The sequence below is a fragment of the Sphingosinicella microcystinivorans genome (assembly GCF_027941835.1).
GTDB lineage: Bacteria > Pseudomonadota > Alphaproteobacteria > Sphingomonadales > Sphingomonadaceae > Sphingosinicella.
The window spans coordinates 3253545-3273823 of sequence record NZ_CP116005.1; the positions used below are offsets into that span (position 1 = coordinate 3253545).

18 protein-coding genes are annotated in these 20279 nt (G+C 68.6%); 13 read left to right on the forward strand and 5 right to left on the reverse strand.

Annotation, left to right across the window (positions count from 1 at the left end; translation table 11 throughout):
* Positions 1–25: 25 nt before the first annotated feature.
* Both PE061_RS15640 and PE061_RS15645 read right to left on the reverse strand, forming a co-directional pair.
* Positions 26–340, reverse strand: a complete 315-nt coding sequence (locus PE061_RS15640) for a hypothetical protein (RefSeq protein WP_271256163.1) — start codon at positions 338–340, stop codon at positions 26–28.
* Between the two features lie 283 nt (positions 341–623).
* The gene (locus PE061_RS15645; protein ID WP_271256164.1) at positions 624–1598 is read right to left on the reverse strand and encodes a hypothetical protein; all 975 of its coding nucleotides are present in this window, start codon (positions 1596–1598) and stop codon (positions 624–626) included.
* Between the two features lie 96 nt (positions 1599–1694).
* Between PE061_RS15645 and PE061_RS15650 the strand changes: the two genes are divergently transcribed.
* The 13 genes from PE061_RS15650 (at position 1695) to PE061_RS15710 (ending at position 17999) form a co-directional block, all read left to right on the forward strand.
* Positions 1695–2345 (forward strand): hypothetical protein, encoded by a 651-nt coding sequence (locus PE061_RS15650; RefSeq protein ID WP_271256165.1) that lies wholly within the window; start codon positions 1695–1697, stop codon positions 2343–2345.
* A 3-nt stretch (positions 2346–2348) separates the two neighbouring features.
* The gene (locus PE061_RS15655) at positions 2349–3839 is read left to right on the forward strand and encodes an acyl-CoA ligase (AMP-forming), exosortase A system-associated (RefSeq protein WP_271256166.1); all 1491 of its coding nucleotides are present in this window, start codon (positions 2349–2351) and stop codon (positions 3837–3839) included.
* Positions 3840–3874: 35 nt separating this feature from the next.
* On the forward strand, positions 3875–5065 hold the full coding sequence (locus tag PE061_RS15660; protein WP_271259222.1) for a pyridoxal-dependent decarboxylase, exosortase A system-associated: 1191 nt from the start codon (positions 3875–3877) through the stop codon (positions 5063–5065).
* A gap of 166 nt (positions 5066–5231) precedes the next feature.
* Complete coding sequence (locus PE061_RS15665; RefSeq protein WP_271256167.1) at positions 5232–5870, forward strand: XrtA/PEP-CTERM system exopolysaccharide export protein; 639 nt, start codon at positions 5232–5234, stop codon at positions 5868–5870.
* A gap of 95 nt (positions 5871–5965) precedes the next feature.
* Complete coding sequence (locus PE061_RS15670) at positions 5966–7483, forward strand: XrtA system polysaccharide chain length determinant (RefSeq protein WP_271256168.1); 1518 nt, start codon at positions 5966–5968, stop codon at positions 7481–7483.
* 38 nt (positions 7484–7521) lie between these two features.
* Positions 7522–8532 carry an XrtA-associated tyrosine autokinase gene (locus tag PE061_RS15675; RefSeq protein ID WP_271256169.1) on the forward strand — a complete coding sequence of 337 codons (1011 nt, stop codon included), beginning with the start codon at positions 7522–7524 and terminating at the stop codon, positions 8530–8532.
* Position 8533: 1 nt separating this feature from the next.
* Entirely contained in the window at positions 8534–10231 is a 1698-nt protein-coding gene (locus PE061_RS15680) for a hypothetical protein (protein ID WP_271256170.1), read from the forward strand.
* A gap of 71 nt (positions 10232–10302) precedes the next feature.
* Complete coding sequence (locus PE061_RS15685; protein WP_271256171.1) at positions 10303–11385, forward strand: XrtA/PEP-CTERM system-associated ATPase; 1083 nt, start codon at positions 10303–10305, stop codon at positions 11383–11385.
* Positions 11382–12260: an XrtA system polysaccharide deacetylase gene (locus tag PE061_RS15690; protein ID WP_271256172.1), complete on the forward strand. Its 879-nt coding sequence runs from the start codon at positions 11382–11384 to the stop codon at positions 12258–12260. The genes PE061_RS15685 and PE061_RS15690 overlap by 4 nt, the downstream gene beginning before the upstream one ends.
* Positions 12257–13309, forward strand: a complete 1053-nt coding sequence (locus tag PE061_RS15695; protein ID WP_271256173.1) for a FemAB family XrtA/PEP-CTERM system-associated protein — start codon at positions 12257–12259, stop codon at positions 13307–13309. The genes PE061_RS15690 and PE061_RS15695 overlap by 4 nt, the downstream gene beginning before the upstream one ends.
* A gap of 4 nt (positions 13310–13313) precedes the next feature.
* The gene (locus tag PE061_RS15700; RefSeq protein WP_271256174.1) at positions 13314–14546 is read left to right on the forward strand and encodes a TIGR03087 family PEP-CTERM/XrtA system glycosyltransferase; all 1233 of its coding nucleotides are present in this window, start codon (positions 13314–13316) and stop codon (positions 14544–14546) included.
* Positions 14543–16078, forward strand: a complete 1536-nt coding sequence (xrtA, locus tag PE061_RS15705) for an exosortase A (RefSeq protein ID WP_271256175.1) — start codon at positions 14543–14545, stop codon at positions 16076–16078. Before PE061_RS15700 ends, xrtA begins: the two co-directional genes overlap by 4 nt.
* A 4-nt stretch (positions 16079–16082) precedes the next feature.
* Positions 16083–17999: an XrtA/PEP-CTERM system amidotransferase gene (locus tag PE061_RS15710; RefSeq protein ID WP_271256176.1), complete on the forward strand. Its 1917-nt coding sequence runs from the start codon at positions 16083–16085 to the stop codon at positions 17997–17999.
* 3 nt (positions 18000–18002) lie between these two features.
* On the opposite strand, the gene PE061_RS15715 is transcribed toward PE061_RS15710, so the two are convergent.
* The 3 genes from PE061_RS15715 to fmt form a co-directional block, all read right to left on the reverse strand.
* On the reverse strand, positions 18003–18371 hold the full coding sequence (locus tag PE061_RS15715) for a hypothetical protein (protein ID WP_271256177.1): 369 nt from the start codon (positions 18369–18371) through the stop codon (positions 18003–18005).
* Between the two features lie 231 nt (positions 18372–18602).
* On the reverse strand, positions 18603–19343 hold the full coding sequence (truA, locus tag PE061_RS15720; protein WP_271256178.1) for a tRNA pseudouridine(38-40) synthase TruA: 741 nt from the start codon (positions 19341–19343) through the stop codon (positions 18603–18605).
* Positions 19343–20248: a methionyl-tRNA formyltransferase gene (gene fmt / locus PE061_RS15725; protein WP_271256179.1), complete on the reverse strand. Its 906-nt coding sequence runs from the start codon at positions 20246–20248 to the stop codon at positions 19343–19345. Before fmt ends, truA begins: the two co-directional genes overlap by 1 nt.
* Positions 20249–20279 lie beyond the last annotated feature (31 nt).

The window sequence follows — 20279 nt, forward strand, 5'->3', positions numbered from 1 at the left end:
ACGTAAATGTACGGAAGGATCGCCTCTAGTGCTCCCCGCCCAGCTTGCCGGTCCGGTAGTCTTCCGCGACGAATTTCAGGAGCTGTGACAGGTGCTGCACGTTCGAAACGCGCGGCTCCGGGTTCGGGACCGCGTCGAGCGGAACCCCGTTTATATAGATGTCGAAGCCGTTCGCGTTCGGCTCGGTCGGGTGTTGGGGCGCCCGGCTCACGCCGAAGATCGGCAGGTTGTGCGGCGGCTTCGTATAGGAAACGGCAAGATCGTAGATGGCGCGCGTCGTTTGCGGGTCGGCATAGGATATGAGCACGATCCTGTGATCGCGCGAGCCGATGATCGCCAAATTCTGGGAGAGTATCCAGCCGTCGTTCCGCGCCGTGACGTCGAGATAGCGGAGCGAGGTCTGCTGCGTATCCGCTGCGTCTTGCGCCTGTGCGGGGCGAGGCCTGTCGCGACCGACAGGCAGAGGATCAGGGCGGGGATGCGCCAGCGGGATTTCATTTCTCGTCTCCGTTTTTCGGGGCGAACAGCGGGCAGACGATCTGCGGCGGAATGCGCAGCCCGCCTTCGGCGCCCGGTTCGTGGGCGACGGCGATGATCATGCGCCTGTCGTCCGTGTTCGTCGGTTACCTGGCGAGAATGGCATTGCGTTCCTGCGCGCCGTAGATCCGGAAGGCATTGAACGCGCGTTCGGCAAGCGCGGCGTCGACGTGGTGAACGCCGTATCCGTAAACGTGGTCCCCGTTCAGGCTGGGCTCCACCATCGTGAAGGACCCGCACTGCTTCCACGCCGCGAGGTGCGGCTGCGGTTTCGGTTGCAGGGCGCCCGCCATCGCGACGACGCGAATCACGTAGTCCTGCACGGCGAAGCCGCACGCGGAGCGGTTGCCGGTGCGCGCGGTGTGCAGGGGGCGGCCGATGCGGTTGCCGCCGTCTGCGAGGAACTGCGCCTCGCTCATCACGCCCTTCTGGCCGGCCGGTCCGACGAACTGCACCCGTGTGGCGACGTCGTAGACGATCAGATTGTCGGGATCGTAGTGGCCGCCGAGCGGTTCGACCGGGAACACCGAGACTACGGTGATGCCCGGCAGCGCGCGCCCGTTCGATCCATCGGGATTGAGGGTGCGGGTGTGGCCTCGATAGCCGGCTCCGGCCTCGGCATTGTAGGTGAAGGCGCGGCCGATGTCCTGCGCGTTGTATGGATTTTCCGGCGCGGGCCTTGCCGTGGCGGCGAGGTTGGAGTGGTCCGCGGCCCGCAGCGCCGCGCCCCGCTTCACGGCTTCCGCCTGCGCCTGCCGGAGCGTCATGCCGGGGCGGATGCCGAGCGCGTCCAGCGCCAGCAGGTAATCGGCGGTCGTCGCAGCACTCCGGGGCGCGGAGGCAGATGCCTGCTGCTGCTGGACATACTCGCGCTTCGAGCGCGGTCCTTGCGCAGCGGACGATTTCTCGCCCGGGGCAGTCGTGCCGCAGGCCTTCGCGATGGCCTTGCGCTCCTCGGTGGACTTGCCGACCATGCGGCAATCCTGCTGCGCCTGCGCGGATTCGGCTTGAAGGCCGAGGGCCGAAGCAACAACGACGAAGCTTGCAAGCGACCGGCGCATGATGCTGTTCCCCCTGGCAGTTTCGTCGTGCCCGACGCATGAGTCGATATACTGCGCCGACTTGCCGCGGTAAATGCGGCCGGAATCGGGGGCGAGATGGCGTTTTCGGATACGCTCAGAACATTGGGGCCGCTGACGAGCCTGTCCTACGCGCTCGGGCGTGCGGCGGCGCGGGTTCCGGGCGTTTCGTGGCATCGCTATGTCCTTATCGCCGTGCCGCTCTCCGGTATGCCGAAGATGCCGCGCGGCCATGTCGTGCGCGAACTTTCGGCGGACGCGCTCAAGACTTTGGTCATTGATGCGCCCCTAGACGTGCAGGCGGACCGGTTCGCACGCGGGCTCACCTGCCTCGGCGCGTTCGACGGCGAGGTGCTGGTCGGCGTCAACTGGCTGGCGCGGGATCAATACGACGAGGACGAGGTGGACGTGCGGTTTCTGCTCCCCGACGACGCGGCATGGGACACGGGCCTGTGGATTCGCGAGGACCGGCGTCTCGGCCGCGCGTTCGCGGCGCTGTGGGCAGGGACGGGCGTGTGGCTGGCGGAGCGGGGGCTGAAGCGCTCGCTGAGCCGCATCGCCGACTACAATACGGGCTCGCTGCGGCCGCACGAGCGGATGGGCGGCAAGACGCTCGGCACGCTCGCGGCCATGCGCCTCGGCGCGTGGCAGATCGCGGCGCGCGCGAGCCCCGCGGCGGTGCGCGTGGGGGCTGGGGCGCCTGCGGTCTGCGACCTGAGGGGCTGCTGAACGATGCGGGTGGATGCGCTTCATCTCGGGCACGACGGCGCGCGCGCAGCGCTCATCGAGGGCGCACACACCACGACCTATGCCGAGCTCGAGGCGCTCGTCGGCCAGATGGCGAGCGGCCTCGCCGCGCTCGGCGTCCGGCCCGGCGACCGGGTCGCGGTGTGGCTCAGCAAGACCACGGGCAACATCGCGGCGCTGCTCGGCGCGATGCGCGCGGGCGCGGTTGCGATTCCGGTGAACCCGGTGCTGAAGGCGCCGCAGGTCGAGCACATCGTCGCCGACAGCGGCGCGACGGTGCTGCTGACCAACAATGCGCGCTCCGAAACGCTCCGCAACACGCCGCGCACCTGCCGCGTCCTGCGCGCGGAAAAGGACTGGGGCGTGCTGATGAAGGGCACGCCCGTGGCCGTGGACCGCGCGCCCGACGACCTCGCGGCGATTCTCTACACGTCCGGCAGCACCGGGCGTCCCAAGGGCGTGATGCTCTCCCACGCCAACCTTGTGCTCGGCGCGGAAAGCGTTTCCGAATATCTCGGCATCAGCGGCGAGGATCGCATCCTCTGCGTGCTGCCGCTCGCGTTCGACTACGGCCTCAACCAGGTGCTGACGGCGCTGAAGCAGGGTGGCACGGCGATCCTGCTCGATTACCTGCTGCCGCGCGACGTCGTGAAGGCCGTGGCACGCCACAAGGCGACCGGGCTCGCGGGTGTGCCGCCGCTGTGGATGCAGCTTGCCGAGGTGGACTGGCCCCCCGAGGCACGCGGCCTGCGCTACATCACCAACTCCGGGGGACGGATGCCAGCAGCGCTGACGAAGCGCCTGCGCGAGTTGCTGCCCGGCACGAAGATCTACCTGATGTACGGCCTCACCGAGGCGTTCCGGTCGACCTATCTCGACCCCGCGCTTGTCGACACGCACCCCGACTCGATCGGGCGGGCGATCCCGCGCGCGGAGCTTCACGTGCTGCGCGCCGACGGGACGCCGGCGGCGGCGGGGGAGCCGGGCGAGCTTGTTCACGCCGGGCCGCTCGTCGCCAAGGGCTACTGGAACGATGCCGAGCGTACCGCCATGCGGTTTCGTCCGGCGCCCGCGTTCTTCCGGCATTCGGGCATGGCCGTGTGGTCGGGCGACACGGTGATGCAGGACGATGAGGGCCTGCTCTATTTCGTGGGCCGCGACGACGAGATGATGAAGGTCTCGGGCAACCGCGTGAGCCCCACCGAGGTCGAGGAGGCGATCTTCGCGACCGGCGCCGTCAGCGTGGTGGCGGTGTTCGGCGTGGCGGACGAGCGGCTGGGGCAGGCGATCATCGCGGTCGGCGTGCCGGCCGCCGGTCTTTCAGGGGACGACGCGGAGGCGCTTGCGCGGCGGGAGCTTGCCGGACTAGTGCCTGCCTACATGGTGCCGCGCCATTTCATCTGGGAAACCGAGCTGCCGCGCAATCCGAACGGCAAGATCGACCGCGCCGTGCTGCGCGCGAGGCATGTCCAGTGAGCCGCGATCACCGCATCCACCCGCTGTTCCTAGAAATGGACGGAGAGCTCGCCATCGCGGGCCGCACGGCGGCCGAATGGATCGCGGCGGCGGGCGGGCAGACGCCGCTGTTCGTCTATGATCGTGCCATCATTGCGGCGAAAATCGCCGACCTGCGCGCGGCGCTGCCGGCGGAGGTCGGCATCCACTACGCCATGAAGGCGAACCCGATGCCCCCGCTCGTCGCGTGGATGGCGGGGCAGGTGGACGGGCTCGACGTCGCCTCGGCGGGCGAGCTGCGGGTCGCGCTCGCGGCAGGCGCCGATCCGGCGCACATCAGCTTCGCGGGGCCGGGCAAGCGCGATTTCGAGCTGGAGCTGGCGATCGGCGCGGGGGTGACGCTCAACATCGAATCCGCGCGGGAGTTCGCGCGCGCCGCCGCGATCGGCGACCGGCTCGGGAAACCGGTGCGCGCCGCCGTGCGCGTCAATCCGCCGTTCGACCTCAAGGCCTCGGGGATGCGGATGGGCGGCGGCGCCAAGCCGTTCGGCGTCGATGCCGACAAGGTGCCCGCGCTGCTCGCGGAGATCGAGACGGCAGGCGCGGATTTCCGAGGGTTTCATGTCTTCGCCGGTTCGCAGAACCTCTCGGCGGAAGCGATCATCGACGCGCAGAAGAAGACGCTCGACCTGGTGGCGGACCTCGCCGAGCACGCCGCCGTCCCGCCGCCGCTCGTCAATCTCGGCGGCGGCTTCGGCCTGCCGTATTTCCCGGGCGACAAGCCGCTCGACCTCGCCGCGGTGGGCCATGCGCTCGGCAAGGCACTCGCAGGGCGCGATCCCATCCTCGCCGACACGCGGTTCGTCCTCGAGCTCGGGCGCTATCTCGTCGGCGAAAGCGGCGTCTATCTGACCCGCGCGGTCGACCGGAAGATGAGCGAGGACGAAGTTTTCATAATTACCGACGGCGGCCTGCATCATCAGCTGGCGGCAAGCGGCAACTTCGGCACGGTCGTCCGGCGCAACTATCCCCTTGCAAACGCTAGCCGTTTCGGCGCGCCGGACGCGGAGAGCCTGAACGTGGTCGGCTGCCTCTGCACGCCGCTCGACAAGCTCGGCGACAAGGTGATGCTGCCGGCCACCGAAGTCGGTGACATCATTGCGGTTTTCATGGCGGGCGCCTATGGCCTCACAGCCAGCCCGACAGCCTTCCTGAGCCACGAACCGCCCGCCGAAATGCTTGCGTAAATTGCAAAATTTGCTATTGGATGAGACGGGATACGAACGATGCCGTAACTTTTGGGCGGTATCGGGTTCAGGGGCGGAAAGGCGGCCAGCCGGCATACATAGTGTGTGTCGGCCTGATTTTGTCTCCCGCGAACGCGGGAGCGTTTGAAGAGGGGACTCAACTCAGATGGCGAAATCTTTGAATGCGGTCGTTCCGGCTCTCGCGGCGGCCCTGGCGCTTTCGGCCTGCGCCTCGAACAGCGGGCTGCCGACGCTGCCGCCCGCGCAATTCCAGGCTTCGGATGACGGCCCCGGTGCAGAATACGTGGTCGGCCCGCTCGATTCCCTCAGCATCTTCGTGTGGCGCAACCCGGAGCTGTCGACCTCGGTGACGGTGCGCCCGGACGGCCGCTTCACGACGCCGCTGATCGAGGACATGGTGGCGACGGGCAAGACGCCCTCCGCGCTCGCCCGCGAGATCGAGCAGAAGCTCGGGACCTACATCCAGGAACCGATCGTCTCGGTGATCGTGAACAACTTCAACGGACCGCTTTCGCAGCAGGTTCGCGTCGTCGGCGAGGCGGCGCGCCCGCAGGCGATCCCGTTCCGCTCCAACATGACGCTGCTCGACGTCATGATCGCGGTCGGCGGCCTCACCGAATATGCCGCCGGCGACAGCGCCCGCCTCATCCGCTACGACAAGGCGAGCGGCACGCAGAAGGAATATGCGATCAAGATCGAAAGCCTGCTGAAAGGCGGCAAGACCAACGCCAACGTCGCCGTGCAGCCCGGCGACGTCATCATCATCCCGGAAAGCTTTTTCTAAGCTTTCCGGGCTAGGTACGGCGATCGGCCGTTGGCCGTTCATCCTTGTCACGCAGGCGGTCCGCGAAAGCCATGAATTCGATCCAGGAAGAAGTGATGACGACCCTGTACGGGGTCTGGCGCAAACGCTGGTACGGGCTTGCGCTGATGTGGGCCGTGTGCCTCCTCGGCTGGGTGTTCGTGGCGACGATCCCGAACACCTATGAATCGCGCGCCCGCGTCTACGTCGACTGGGCGTCGCTGATTCCGGAGAAGCTCGGATACCAGGGCGCGAACCTGCTCCGGCAGGTGGACGTCGTCCGTCGCACGCTGACGTCGCGCGTGAACATGGAGAAAGTCGTTCGCCGCACCGAGCTCGATGTCGGCCTCGACAGCGACCGGGAACTGGACGAGCTCATCGCGCGGATGACGAACAACATCTCCGTGCAGAGCCAGCAGGCCGACCTGTTCACCATCATCTACAAGTCGAACGATCCGTCGCGCAGCAACGCCCAGAACGCCAACCTCGCGCGGCGCGTCGTCGACAACCTCATCCAGATCTTCATGGAAGAGAACGTCGCGTCCGACCGCGACGACATCAACGAGGCGATCCGCTTCTTCGAGGACCAGCTCGCCGAGCGCGAGCGCCAGCTCGAGCAAGCCGAGCGGCGCAAGGCGGAGTTCGAGGAGAAATACCTCGGCATGCTGCCGGGGCAGGGCAACATCACGACGCGCCTGACCTCGGCGCGGACCGACCTCGACCGTGTCGAGATCGAGCTCGCGCAGGCCCGCAACTCGCTTCTGGCGCTGCAACGGCAGATCGGCGGAACGCCGTCGACCATCAATGCCCCCTCGTTCGTCATCGAGGGCGCGATGACATCGAGCCCGACGCAGCAGCAGATCGCCGCGCTGGGCCGCAGCCTCAGCGACATGTACGCGCGCGGCTGGACCGACCAGCACCCCGACGTCGTGGCCACCAAGGCGCAGGTCCGCCGGCTGGAGCAGCAGGCCGCCCGCGAGGCGAAGGACCCCGAGCTTCGCCAGCAGGCCGCGCAGGCGAACCCGGTCTATGTCAACTTGAGGAGCATGGTGTTCGAGCGCCAGTCCGCCGTCGCGGCGCTCGAGGCGCGCAGGGCGCAGTTGCAGAACGCCATTTCCGAGATGGCGTCGCGGCAGGTCCAGCAGCCGGGCATCGTCGCCGAGCAGGCCAAGCTGAACCGCGACTACGAGGTGTTGCAGTCGCAGTACAACCAGCTGCTGAAGTCGCGTGAGGAAATCCGCCTCAGGAGCGATGTCGAGACCAAGACGCAGCAGGTGAAGTTCCGCGTCGTCGATCCGCCCTCGCAGCCGCGCGAGCCGATCGCGCCGAACCGCCCGCTCTACCTCAGCCTCGTGCTGCTGGTCGGCCTCGGCGCGGGCGGCGCGCTCTCCTTCCTGCTGAGCCAGCTGCACACGACCTACATCACGGCGGCGCAGCTCGAGAAACGCTTCGACTATCCGGTGCTGGGTTCGGTCACGGAGATCGTCTCGGACAACCAGCGCGCCCAGAACAGGGTGTGGCTCTGGGGGTTCGGCGTGCTGAGCCTTGGGCTCATCGTGATCTATCTTGCCCTGCTGCTGTATGAACTCGTTTAACGCACCGGCTTTTGCCGCGTGCGCGGAAGGTAAAGAAGATGAGTGAAGAGAAACCGTCCGGAACGCCGCGCGCCTCGCTGCTTGAGCGGGCCGCCGGACGGCTTGACCAGGGCGTGGCCGCGAAGCCCGAGGCGTCGCGTCCGGCCGTGGTGCCGGCGGTCGCTCCGGCCCCGCGCGCTCCGGCCCCCCGCGCACCTGCGCCCGAGCCAGCAGCCGCGCCGCCGGTGTCCGTGTCGCCGCAGCCGCAGTTCGCGCCGCAATTCGCCACGCCGGAAACGCCCGTGGTGCATCTGCCCGCGGACGACGGCAACCGCACCAGCCGCCGCGGCGTCATCGACCTCTCCGAACTCCGCGATCTCGGCTACGTGGTGCCGGACGCGCCCGCGACGGCCACCGCCGAGGAGTTCCGCATCGTCAAGCGGCAGCTCCTGATCAACGCGATGGCGCGCGGCGAGAACGGGATCCGCAACGGCAATCTCATCCTGGTGTGCTCGGCGCAGCCCAACGAGGGCAAGACGTTCTGCGCCACCAACCTCGCGCTTTCGATCGCTTCCGAGCGCGACCTCACGGTCCTGCTCGTCGACGCGGACTTCGCCAAGCCCGAGATCCTCTCGACGCTCGGCCTCGAAGGCGGCAAGGGCCTGATCGACGTGATCGCCGATCCGTCGCTCGACCTGTCCGACTGCCTGATCCGCACCAACATCGAGAACCTCTCCGTGCTGCCCGCCGGGCGCCAGCACAACCTGACGACAGAGCTGCTCGCGTCGGAGCGCATGGGCGACATGGTCGAGGAGATCGCCAAGCGCTACAGCGACCGCATCGTCATATTCGATTCCCCGCCCGCGCTGGCGTCGTCGGCCGCCTCGGTGCTCGCCATGCACGTGGGCCAGGTGATGTTCGTGGTCGAGGCCGAGAACACGCGCGAGACGGAGCTTCGCGACGGCCTGTCGCTGATGAGCGGCTGCGAGCACGTGCAACTGCTCCTCAACAAGGTACGCTATGCCGGTGTCGGCAGGCGCTTCGGGACGTATTACGGTTATGGAAGCTGACGTGACGGGCACTTTGACGACGGGCGGCGGGAGCCGCGGATACAGGCGCCGCCGGACGCTCGCGGCGACCGGGATGGCGGTGTCGGTGCTGACGGCGATGATGCCCGCGTCGGCATCCGCCGATGTCGAGATCAACCCGTTCGTATCGCTCCGGCAGGTCGTGTCGGACGGGAAAAACCGTGACGGGCGGGGATGGCTGGAAGCCGGCGCCGGCTTCGCCGCCCTGCTCGATACGAACCGGGTCGAGGGCAAGCTCGGCTATCGCTACGCGCGCCGGATCGAGGAATTCGGCAACATCAACCGGAAGAACCGTCACTATGCGAACGCCGACGTGCGGGCGGAGGTGATCGACGATTTCCTGATGATCAATGCCGGGGGCACGGCGTCGCAGTACACGACGGACATGCGCGGCTTCAATGCCGTCAACCCCGACGACGAGAGCGGCAACCAGACGCAGATATTTTCAGGCTACGTGGAGCCGAGCATCCACCAGCGCCTCGGCGATTTCGCGACGTTTCAGGGCCGCTACCGGCTCGGCGCCGTGTCCGCCGACTCGCCGCGCGAGGGGTTCACCAATCCCGGCAGCATCGGGCTCGACCCCAGCGACGGTATCGGCTCGCGGCTCAGCGATTCCATCACGCAGAGCGCAGGCGTGACGCTCGCCTCGACGCGCGCGACCAACACGATCAACTGGTCGCTCGACGCGCAGGCCACGCACGAGGACGTCGATCAGCTCGATCAGAAGTACCGCGGCTACAGCGCCGGCGGCGAACTTGGCTTCCGCGTGTCGCGCAAGCTGGAGCTTCTTGGCAGCGCCGGCTACGAAGACATTGAAAACACGCAGGACAGCATTCTCTTTGACCCGGACACCGGCCTGCCGGACCTCGACGATAACGGGCGTTTCCAGGTCGACCCGACGATGCCGCGACGGACGGCCTACGATTTCAGCGGCATGTACTGGAATGCGGGCTTCCGCTATACGCCGTCGCGCCGCACGTCGCTCGAATTCCGGGCGGGCGAGCGCTACGGTTCGGCGAACTTCTTCTTCAACTTCAACCATCGTTCGCGCAACGGCATGTCCGTGCGCGCCAACTTCCAGCAGACGCTGAACAGCTTCAGCCGCCTGCTCACCCAGTCGATCAACGGCGTTCCGGTCAATGTCGCCCGCGTCGCGGGGCTGGAGCAACTCGGCATTCCGTTCTGCGTCATCGGCATCGACCCGGAATCGGATGACGGCGATTGCCTGGGCGGGTTCACGCAATCGCTGACGCCGGCGACGTTCAAGTCCGATCGCGGACTGTTCATGGTCTCCCGCAGGCTCGAGGCGCTGACATGGTCCGCCACGGCCTACTACGACAGGCGCCGCTACGTGGACGCGCAGCAGCTGCAGGCGCCCACGCAGGCCGAACTGCCGACGGGCCTTTTCGGGCACGACGAATCCTTCGGCGTGCGCGGGCGCGTCGTGCTTCGGCTCGGCGATCTCCAGTCGCTCGGCTTCGATGCGCTGGCGGCGCGCAACAGCTATGCGCTGTCGGCCCGGCGCAAGGACACGCAGGTCACGGTCGGCACGCAGTATTCGCGGCGGCTGAGCAGGAATCTGCGCGGCAATGCCTCGCTCTATGGAACCCAGCGCTTCAGCGAAGGCTATCAGGATACGTCATCCTTCACGGCTTCCGTGGGTGTGAGATACAATTTCTGATGGCGGATTGATGGAAACGTCACGACGACGAGGTAAGCCGGGGGGCGTTTTCGAGGAACACAGGCACGAGCATGTACACCGAGTTCTACAACCTGAACGGACGCCCGTTCCAGCTGACGCCTGATCCGCGCTTCTACGTCGACACGCAGACGCACCGGAAAGCGATGGCCTACCTCACCTACGGCCTCGGCCAGGGCGAGGGCTTCATCATCATCACCGGCGACGTCGGCGCGGGCAAGACCACGCTGGTCGGCCGCCTGCTGCAAACGATCGACCGCTCGAAGCTCGTCGTCGCCAACATCGTCACCTCGCTGGTCGATGCCGACAACCTCCTGAAGATGATCGCCACCGGGCTCGGCATCAACGCCGAGAACCTCGATGTCGCGACGCTGCTGACGCGCATCGAGAACTTCCTGCGCGTGCAGCACCAGCAGGGCCGCCGCGTGCTGCTGATCGTCGACGAGGCGCAGAACCTGCCGATCGGCTCGCTCGAACAGCTTCGGATGCTCTCGAACTTCAGCGCCGGCGCGCAGCCGCTCAGCCAGACGATCCTGCTCGGCCAGCCGGAGTTCCGCGAGAAGCTGGCGAATTCGTCGGAGCTCGAGCAGCTCCGCCAGCGCGTCATCGCCTCGCACCACCTGGAGCCGATGCGCCGCGACGAGATTCCAGCCTATGTCGAGAACCGGCTGGCGCTGTGCGGCTGGTCGGGCGACCCGACCTTCACCGACGACGCCTACGACGCGCTTTTCGACTATTCGGGCGGCGTGCCGCGCAAGCTGAACAACCTCTGCGCGCGCGTGCTGCTGTTCGGCGCGCTCGAGGAGAAGCACGAGATCGACGAGACGATCGTGCGCGAGGTGACCGACGACCTGCAGCGCGACAACGCGCCGCGCGACCGCGAGAAGATCATCCCGCCGAACAGCGCCTCGCTGGCGGCCGTTCCCGCTGCCGCGCCGCAGGTGCAGCCGGTGGCCGGGATCGGCGGCGGGGCGGCCGCGACGATCGACGACCGGCTGATCGCGCGTATCGACCGTCTTGAACATTATGCTTCAGAAAACGACCGTAACCTGCGGCAAGTCCTGAGAATTCTTTCCGATCTCGTCGAGCAGAACGAGGTCGAGCGCGGCCCCTACGGCGTCAGCCGAAGCGCATGAGCGGCGCCGTGGCGAACCGCGGCGTCTGCAATGCGATGTCGGTCGACGTGGAAGAGCACTTCCAGGTCGGCGCGTTCGAGGCGACCATCCGCCGCGAGGACTGGCCGCGCTGGGACAGCCGTGTCGTCCGCAACACCGAGCGCGCGCTTCAGCTCTTCGCCGACAAGGGCGTGTCGGCGACCTTCTTCACGCTCGGCTGGGTCGCCGAGCGCGAACCGGCGCTGATGCGCCGCATCGTCGAGAACGGCCATGAGATCGCCAACCACGGCTACGCGCACGACCGCGTGCACACGTTCGCGCCGGAGAGCTTCCGGGCGGACATCCGCAAGGCGCGCGCGCTGATCGAGGATGCGGCGGGCGCCGAGGTCAAGGGCTACCGCGCGCCGAGCTTCTCGATCGGCAGCGGCAACCGCTGGGCGCTCGAGGTGCTGGCCGAGGAAGGCTACGCCTACAGCTCGTCGGTCGCGCCGATCCGGCACGACCACTACGGCTGGCCGGAAGCGCCGCGCTTCCCGCACAGGCCGGTCGCGGGGTCGGACATGGTCGAGGTGCCGGTGACGACGGTGGAGTACGCGGGCCGCCGCATGGCGTGCGGCGGCGGCGGCTTCTTCCGGCTGCTGCCCTACGGCCTCTCCGAATGGGCCATCGACCGCGTGAACCGCGTCGAGGGGCAGGCGACGGTGTTCTACTTCCACCCGTGGGAGATCGACCCCGAGCAGCCCGTGGTGCCGGGCGCGCCGCTCAGGTCGCGCATACGCCACTATACGAACCTCGATGTCATGGAGGCCAAGCTCACGCGCCTGCTGGACCGGTTCCGCTGGGACCGCATGGACCGCGTGTTCCTCGGCCGCGAGGCGCTGAAGGCGGCGGCATGAACGCGGAAAGCCCGATCGCGCCTCCGGTGACGGAAATCGACCTCGACGACGCCGGGGCGTCGGCGGCGTTCGACGCCGCTGTCCTCAAGCATCCGGGCGCGACGCCGTTCCACCGGACGGCATGGGGCAGGGCGATCCGCGACGCGCTCGGCCACACGCCGCATTACCTGATGGCGGGAGAGGCGGTGCTGCCGCTGATCGCGCTGCGCTCCGGCCTGTTCGGCTCCGCGCTCATCTCGAACGCCTTCGCCGTGCGCGGCGGGCCGCTCGCCGCCGATCCGCGCGCGCTTGCCGCGCTCGACAAGGCGGCGTGGGCGATCGCCGAGGCGGCGAACATCGGCGTGCTCGAATATCGCGGCACCGAGGCGCTGCACCCGGACTGGGCGGTGAAGGCCGAGACATACGCCAACTTCGCACGCCCGCTCGCGGCCGACAGCGAGGCGAACCTGAAGGCGATCCCGAGGAAGCAGCGCGCCGAAGTGCGCCGCTCGCTGACGATGGACCTCAGCGTGCGCGTCGCCTCCGACGCGAAGGCGCTCCGCGACCATTTCGCCGTCTATTCCGAAAGCGTCCGCAACCTCGGCACGCCGGTGTTTCCGGCGCGCCTGTTCGCGGAGATCGTCCGCCACTTCGGCGACGATGCGGACGTCCTGACCGTGTACCATCAGGAAAAGCCCGTGGCCTCGGTGCTGTCGCTCTACGACGCGGACACCGTGTACCCCTATTACGGCGGCGGCACGGCAGCGGCGCGGGCGCTGCGCGCCAACGACCACATGTACTGGATGCTGATGGAGCACGCCGTGGCGCGCGGGCGGCGGGCCTTCGATTTCGGGCGCTCGAAGTACGACACCGGCGCGTTCGCGTTCAAGAAGAACTGGGGCTTCGAGCCGCAGCCGCTCGTCTACGAATACCGGCTGGCGGAGGGCCGCACGATGCCCGACGTCAACCCCAACAACCCGAAGTACCGGCTGATGACCGAGGTGTGGAGCCGCCTGCCGCTGTGGCTCGCGAACCGCGTGGGGCCGCTGGTCGCGCGGTCGCTGGGGTAGGGCGATGGGCGACCTCCTGTTCCTTGCGCACCGCATCCCCTATCCGCCCGACAAGGGCGACAAGATCCGGTCGTGGAACATCCTGAAATACGTCGCGGCGCGCGCGCCCGTGCATCTCGGGGCGTTCGTGGACGATCCGGAGGACATGAAGCACGCCGAGTTCCTGGCGAGCGTCTGCAAGTCGGTGAAGCTGATCCCGATGGACCCGAAGGAGAAGCTGAAACGCGCGTGGACCGGCTGGTGCAAGGGCGAGGCGCTCAGCATCGCGCTGTTCGACGACCGCGCCATGAAGCGCTGGGTGTGGGACCGCGTGAAGCACGACGACATCGACCGCGTGTTCGTCTTTTCCAGCCAGATGGCGCCCTATGCGCTCGGCCACACGTCGCAGGAGCGGCGGGTGGTGATGGATTTCGTCGACATCGATCTGGACAAGTTCGCGCAGTACGCGAAGGAGAGCCGCTGGCCGAAATCGCGGCTCTACGCGCGCGAGGCGAAGCTCTTGCAGGCGTTCGAGAAGCAGGTGGCGCGGCATGTCGACGTCAGCCTGTTCGTCTCCGACGCCGAAACGGCGATGTTCAGGCGCATCGCCGGGTCCTACGCGCATACGGTCGATACGCTGCACAACGGCGTCGACCTTGCCTATTTCTCGCCCGGTGCGGACTTCGCGCCGCTCGGCGACGAGGCCGGACCGAGGCTCGTGTTCACGGGCGCGATGGACTACCGGCCCAATGTCGATGCCGTCTGCTGGTTCGCGGACGCCATCCTGCCGCTCGTCCGCAAGCGCTATCCCGCGGCCCGCTTCTTCGTGGTCGGCGGCAAGCCGGCGCCCGAGGTGCAGGCGCTCGCCAGCCGGGAGGGCATCGTCGTGACCGGGCGCGTGCCCGATGTAAGGCCCTATGTCGCGGCGGCCGACGTGGCGGTTGCACCGGTCCGCATCGCGCGGGGCGTGCAGAACAAGGTGCTGGAAGCGATGGCGCTGGCGCGGCCCGTGGTGGCGACGGAGGCGGCGTGGTCCGGCATCGACGCGGAGCCGGAACGCGATCTTCTCGTGCGCAGCGATGCGGAGAGCTTCGCGGTGGCGGTTTGCGCCGTGCTGGATGACCCGGCGCTCGGCGCGCGCCTCGCCGGAAACGCCCGTCAGCAGATGGAAAACCGCTACGCGTGGCCTGCCCAGCTCGCGAAGCTCGACGCGTGGCTCGGCCTCGGCGCGGCAGACTCGAAAGTGGAAGCGGCATGAACGATATGACCGAGTTCGAAACCCGGACGGTTGCGGCCGGAAAGGGGTGGCGTGCCGCCATCGTCGCATGGGCGGTCGTGGCCGCGGCCATCCTCGCGCTGCTGCACAAGGATGTCGCCCACATTGTCGACCTGTGGTGGAACACCGACACGTTCGGGCACTGCCTGCTGATCCCGCCGATCCTTGCCTATCTGGTGTGGCAGCGGCGCGGCGAGCTTTCCGCGCTGACGCCGAAACCGTGGTATCCCGCGGCGATCCTGATGGTGATCGGCGGCGCGGGCTGGCTGGTGGGCGAGGCCTCCGGCGTCGCCCTGCTGCGCCATGCGGCGGTCGTCGGCCTCCTTGTCGTCTCCGTGCCGCTGGTGTTCGGCCTCACGGTCTCGCGGGGCCTCGCCTTCGTGCTGTTCTTCGCGCTGTTCATGATCCCGGCGGGCGAGCAGCTCGTGCCGATCCTGCAGACGCTGACCGCGGCGATCTGCATCAAGCTCCTCGAATGGTCGGGCATCCCGGCCTTCATCGACGGCGTGTTCATCGCCATCCCGAACGGCAATTTCGAGGTCGCCGAGGCATGCTCGGGCGTGCGCTTCCTGATCGCGATGATCGCGTTCAGCGTGCTCGTCGCCAACCTCTGCTACAAGAGCTGGACGCGGCGCATCCTGTTCGTGCTCTCGGCCATCGTGCTGTCGATCCTCGCGAACGGCATCCGCGCCTTCGGCACGATCTACATCTCGCACCTGACGACGCCGGGCTTCGCGGCGGGCGTCGATCACATCATCTACGGCTGGGTCTTCTTCGCGGTCGTCATGTTCCTGCTGGTCGCCGCGGGCTGGCGCTTCTTCGACCGCCCGGTCGACGATCCGGCGTTCGACCCGGCGCGCTTGCAGCCGGTGCCGCCGGCGCCATCCGCGCCGCGTGCGGTCGCCGCGGCCGCCGCGCTCGGCATCGCGGCGATGGTCGCGGGTCCCGTCTACGGCCTCGTCGTCGCGAACCGCGCGCCCGACACGGTCACTGCCGCGATCGCGCTTCCCGAGGTGGCGGGCTGGCAGCGGATCGAAGGCCGCCCGGAATGGCAGCCGCACTACAAGGGCGCGTCGGCCGCGGCGATCGCGCGGTACGCGGACGGCGAGGGCCAGCCGATAGATCTCTACATCGCGGTTTTCGACCGGCAGAGCGAGGACGGCGAGCTGATCGGCTACAAGCAGGGACTGCTGCCGCCGGGCAGCGACTGGTCGTGGACGCGCAACGAGAAGGGGCCGCCGAACGGCCGCGCGCAACTGATCAAGAACAGCGGCGCGGTCCGCGACAACTGGCAGTTCTTCCTCGTGAACGGCAAGCTCACCGGCAGCGACTACGTGGCCAAGATCGAGGGATTGAAGTCGCGGCTGCTCGGCGGCGAGACGCTGGCGGGCACGCTCGTCATCTCGGCCGACCGCCGGGACGACCTGGTGAGCGCCATGCCGACGATCGAACGGTTCGCGGCGGCGCTCGGCCCCGTCGATGCCGCGATCGAAAACGCGACGGTGGAGCGCTAGGGCCATGTGCGGCATCGCCGGGTATTTCGATCAGCGCGAGCACCGGACCGTCCCGGAGCCGGTGCTGCGCGCCATGACCGACGTCATCGCGCACCGCGGCCCGGACGGCAGCGGCATCTTCCGCGCGCCGGGCGTCGGGCTCGGCCACCGGCGGCTGTCGATCATCGACATCGCGGGCGGCGTGCAGCCGATGCCGAGCGAGGACGGCAAGGTGCAGATCGTCTTCAACGGCGAGATCTACAACTTCCGCGAGGTGCGCCGCGACCTTCAGGCGCTCGGCCACGTTTTCAGGCGCGACAGCGACACCGAGGTGATCATCGCGGCGTGGCGCGCATGGGGCGAGGCGTGCGTCGACCGGCTGCGCGGCATGTTCGCCTTCGCGATCTGGGACGAGACCGCGCGCACGCTGTTCCTCGCCCGCGACCGGCTGGGCGTGAAGCCGCTCCACTACGCCGATCTCGGCGACGGGCGCTTCATCTTCGGATCGGAGCTGAAGGCGCTGCTGATGTGGCCGGGGCTGCCGCGCGCCATCGACCCGCGCGCCATCGAGGACTATTTCGCCTACGGCTACGTGCCCGACGACAAGTGCCTGCTGAGCGCGGTGAAGAAGCTTCCCGCCGGGCACACGCTGACGCTGCGCTGGGGCGAGACGGGCGCGCGTCCGCGCCGCTACTGGGACGTCGCGTTCGACGGCCGCGTGAAGGGCACGCCCGAGGCGCTGGCGGAGGAACTCACGGCGCGGATGCGCGAGGCGGTGGCGCTGCGGCTGGTCGCGGACGTGCCGGTGGGCGCGTTCCTTTCGGGCGGCGTCGATTCGAGCGCAGTCGTCGCGCTGATGGCGGGGCTGATCGACACGCCGGTCAACAGCTGCTCGATCGGCTTCGACGACCCGGCCTATGACGAGACCGGCCACGCCGAGGCGATCGCCAAGCGCTACGCCACGCACCACCGCGCGCGGACGGTGACGACCGACGACTACGGCCTCATCGACACGCTGGTGCGCGCGTTCGACGAGCCGTTCGCGGATGCCTCCGCGCTGCCGACCTACCGCGTCAGCGAGCTGGCGCGCGAGACCGTGACGGTGGCGCTGTCCGGCGACGGCGCCGACGAGGCGATGGCGGGCTATCGCCGCTACAGGCTCTACATGAACGAGGAGCGGGTGCGCGGGGCGTTTTCGCCGGGCCTGCGCGAGAGCGTCTTCGGGCGGCTGGGCCGGGCATGGCCGAAGCTCGACTGGGCGCCGCGCATGTTCCGGGCGAAATCGACGTTCGAGGCGATCGCGATGGACAGCGCGGAGGCCTATTTCCACGCCGTCAGCGCGACTCCGGACCGCATCCGGTCGCGCCTGTTCTCGGATGCGCTGAAGCGCGCGATCGGCGGTTACTGGGCGGGCGCGCTCTATGCCGACACGATGCGCGCCGCGCCCGCCGACGACATGCTCGGCCGCGCGCAATACGCTGACCTGATGATCTGGCTGCCCGGCGACATCCTGACCAAGGTGGACCGGACCAGCATGGCGGTGAGCCTTGAGGCGCGCGAGCCGCTGCTCGACCATGAACTCGTCGGCTGGATGGCGGGGCTGCCGAGCGATCTCCGCCTGCGCGGCGGCGAGGGCAAGTGGCTGATGAAGAAGGCGATGGAGCCGTACCTGCCGAAGGACATCCTCTACCGGCGCAAGATGGGCTTCTCCGTGCCGATCGACCGCTGGTTCCGCGGCGCGCTCGCGGACCGCGTCGCCGCGCTCGCGAACGGCTCCAACGTCGCCGGCAGCGGCTGGTTCGACATGAATTATTTCGCGGCCTGCGCGGCGGCGCATCGCAGCGGCCGCGCGGATCACAGCCGGCTGCTGTGGCAGATGCTGATGCTGGAAGGGTCGCTTGCGGCGTTGGCCGCGACTCCGGCGGCGGCGCTCGCCGCCTGAGCCCTATTGCGCCGCGGGCGGCGGCGGTGCGGTTTCGGGAGCCGGCGTTTCGGCGGCGGGGCTTGCGGGCGCATCCGGTGCCGGCGCGGCGTCGCTCTTCGCCGAGGCGACCGCGCTCGAATGGGCGCGCGCGATGTCCGCGGCGGCGTCGGTCTGCGGGCGGACCCGCACCGCTTTCAGCGTGGACGCCGGGCGCGTCTGGTCCCGCTCCGACATCAGCGGCGTCATCGTGTTCGCGTAGAGCGAGCTGTCGCGCAGCGCATGATAGGTGAGCAGAATCCCGATTCCGGCAAACAGGATGACTCCGGCAAGCCAGAACAGAATCGTGTTTCTCGCAGCAGTGTGCCGTTCCGTGCGGACGTGTGACGCCATCTCGAACCCTTCATCCGGCGGCTGCCATGGCCTCGTGCTCCAAAGCTGCGACAGGCGCCACCGGCCTCTTTCGTAAGACCCGGGACTTGAGAGTTTGTTACTCTTCGAATTCCAGCGCAACGAATGCATGGACTGTGCCAAAATGGGAATTCTACATGTTTCAAGGAGGTTACGTCACCGGTTGTGACAGAACCGGAATGAAGGCCACGAAAACGTAAAGGATTTCGACACTTAACCGTAACGCGCGGAGACGAAGAAAAGCCCGTCGGGCGGGGCGTTCAGGCCGAGCGCGGCGCGGTCCCGAGCGGCGAGCGCGCGGCGGAGATCGTCGGCGCTCCAGCTGCCGTCGCCGACCAGCTTCAGGCAGCCGACCATCGAGCGGACCTGATGGTGGAGGAACGACCGCGCGGCGGCGTGAACCCTGATCCGGTCGCCGTCGCGCACGACATCGAGCGTGTCGAGCGTCTTCAGCGGGCTGGCCGACTGGCAGTGCACCGAGCGGAACGTGGTGAAGTCGTGCCGCCCGACGAGGATCTGCGCCGCCGCGTGCATCGCATCGGCATCGAGCGGGCGCGCGACATGCCACGCGAGGCCGGACTGCCACGTGAGCGGCGCGCGCCGGTTGACGATGTCGTAGCGGTAGCGGCGCCCCGTGCAGTCGAAACGGGCATGGAAATCGGGCGCGGCGGCCTCGCAGGCGACGACCGCGACCGGGGCGGGGCGCAGGTGGGCGTTGAGCGCCTCCTGAAGCCGGAACGGCGCCAGCGGCCTGGCGATGTCGACATGCGCGACCTGCCCCTCGGCGTGGACTCCCGCGTCCGTGCGCCCGCAGCCGTACACGCGCGCTTCCGCCTGCGTGACGGCGAAGACGGCGTCCTCCAGCGCCTGCTGCACGCTCGGGCCGTTGTCCTGCCGCTGCCAGCCGACGAACGGGCGGCCGTCGTACTCGATCGTCAGCTTGAAGCGCTGCATCAGCCGAGCCGCGTTCCCGCCGGGACCGGGAAGCCGCGCAGCATCCCGGCGACGTCCATCGCACGCTTGCCGGGGCGCTGCACGAGCGTCGGGCGGATCGCGTCCACGCCGCAGGCGATGGTGAGGCGGTCGTCGATCGTGACGCCGGGCTCGCCCGTCCCCTCCACGACCGCGCAGGCGAGGATGCGCAGGCGCTCCCCGCCCAGCGGCGCGAAGGCGCCGGGCGCGGGGTTGAAGGCGCGGACGGTGCGCTCGACCTCTTCGGCGCTCCGCGTGAAGTCGAGCGCGGCCTCGGCCTTGTCGATCTTGTGCGCGTAGGTGACGCCCTCGGCGGGCTGCGCCTCCGGCACCAGCGTGTCGAGACGGGCGAGGGCGCCCACGATCAGGGCCGCGCCCATCGCGGCGAGCTCATCGGTGAACTCGCCCGCGGTCTTGCCATCCACCAGTGTTTCGGCGGCGAGCAGCATCGGGCCGGTGTCGAGGCCGCGCTCCATCTGCATGATGGTGACGCCGGTCGCCGCGTCTCCGGCGAGGATCGCGCGCTGGATGGGCGCGGCGCCGCGCCAGCGGGGAAGCAGCGAGGCGTGGATGTTGAGGCAGCCGCGGCGCGGGGCGTCGAGGATCGCCTGCGGCAGGATGAGGCCGTAGGCGGCGACCACCGCGACATCGGCATGGAGCGCGGCGAAGGCATGCCGGTCGGCATCGTCGCGGAAGTTCACCGGGCAGCGCACGGGAAGGCCGAGACGTTCCGCGGCGACCTGGACGGGTGAAGGCTGGGGCTGCTTGCCGCGCTGCGCCGGACGGGGCGGCTGCGTGTAGACGGCGGCAACCTCGTGCCCCGCCGCCACGAGAGCCTCGAGCGCCGGCACCGCGAAGGCCGGGGTTCCCATGAAGACGATCCGCATGTGGGACCCGCTAGCCCCCGCGCGGGGCACT

Coding starts and splice junctions, on each gene's coding strand:
- PE061_RS15645 (WP_271256164.1), bottom strand. CDS start 1,598: ATGCGCCGGTCGCTTGCAAGCTTCGTCGTTGTTGCTTCGGCCCTCGGC.
- PE061_RS15650 (WP_271256165.1), top strand. CDS start 1,695: ATGGCGTTTTCGGATACGCTCAGAACATTGGGGCCGCTGACGAGCCTG.
- PE061_RS15655 (WP_271256166.1), top strand. CDS start 2,349: ATGCGGGTGGATGCGCTTCATCTCGGGCACGACGGCGCGCGCGCAGCG.
- PE061_RS15660 (WP_271259222.1), top strand. CDS start 3,875: ATGGACGGAGAGCTCGCCATCGCGGGCCGCACGGCGGCCGAATGGATC.
- PE061_RS15665 (WP_271256167.1), top strand. CDS start 5,232: ATGGCGAAATCTTTGAATGCGGTCGTTCCGGCTCTCGCGGCGGCCCTG.
- PE061_RS15670 (WP_271256168.1), top strand. CDS start 5,966: ATGACGACCCTGTACGGGGTCTGGCGCAAACGCTGGTACGGGCTTGCG.
- PE061_RS15675 (WP_271256169.1), top strand. CDS start 7,522: ATGAGTGAAGAGAAACCGTCCGGAACGCCGCGCGCCTCGCTGCTTGAG.
- PE061_RS15685 (WP_271256171.1), top strand. CDS start 10,303: ATGTACACCGAGTTCTACAACCTGAACGGACGCCCGTTCCAGCTGACG.
- PE061_RS15690 (WP_271256172.1), top strand. CDS start 11,382: ATGAGCGGCGCCGTGGCGAACCGCGGCGTCTGCAATGCGATGTCGGTC.
- PE061_RS15695 (WP_271256173.1), top strand. CDS start 12,257: ATGAACGCGGAAAGCCCGATCGCGCCTCCGGTGACGGAAATCGACCTC.
- PE061_RS15700 (WP_271256174.1), top strand. CDS start 13,314: ATGGGCGACCTCCTGTTCCTTGCGCACCGCATCCCCTATCCGCCCGAC.
- xrtA (WP_271256175.1), top strand. CDS start 14,543: ATGAACGATATGACCGAGTTCGAAACCCGGACGGTTGCGGCCGGAAAG.
- PE061_RS15710 (WP_271256176.1), top strand. CDS start 16,083: ATGTGCGGCATCGCCGGGTATTTCGATCAGCGCGAGCACCGGACCGTC.
- PE061_RS15715 (WP_271256177.1), bottom strand. CDS start 18,371: ATGGCGTCACACGTCCGCACGGAACGGCACACTGCTGCGAGAAACACG.
- truA (WP_271256178.1), bottom strand. CDS start 19,343: ATGCAGCGCTTCAAGCTGACGATCGAGTACGACGGCCGCCCGTTCGTC.
- fmt (WP_271256179.1), bottom strand. CDS start 20,248: ATGCGGATCGTCTTCATGGGAACCCCGGCCTTCGCGGTGCCGGCGCTC.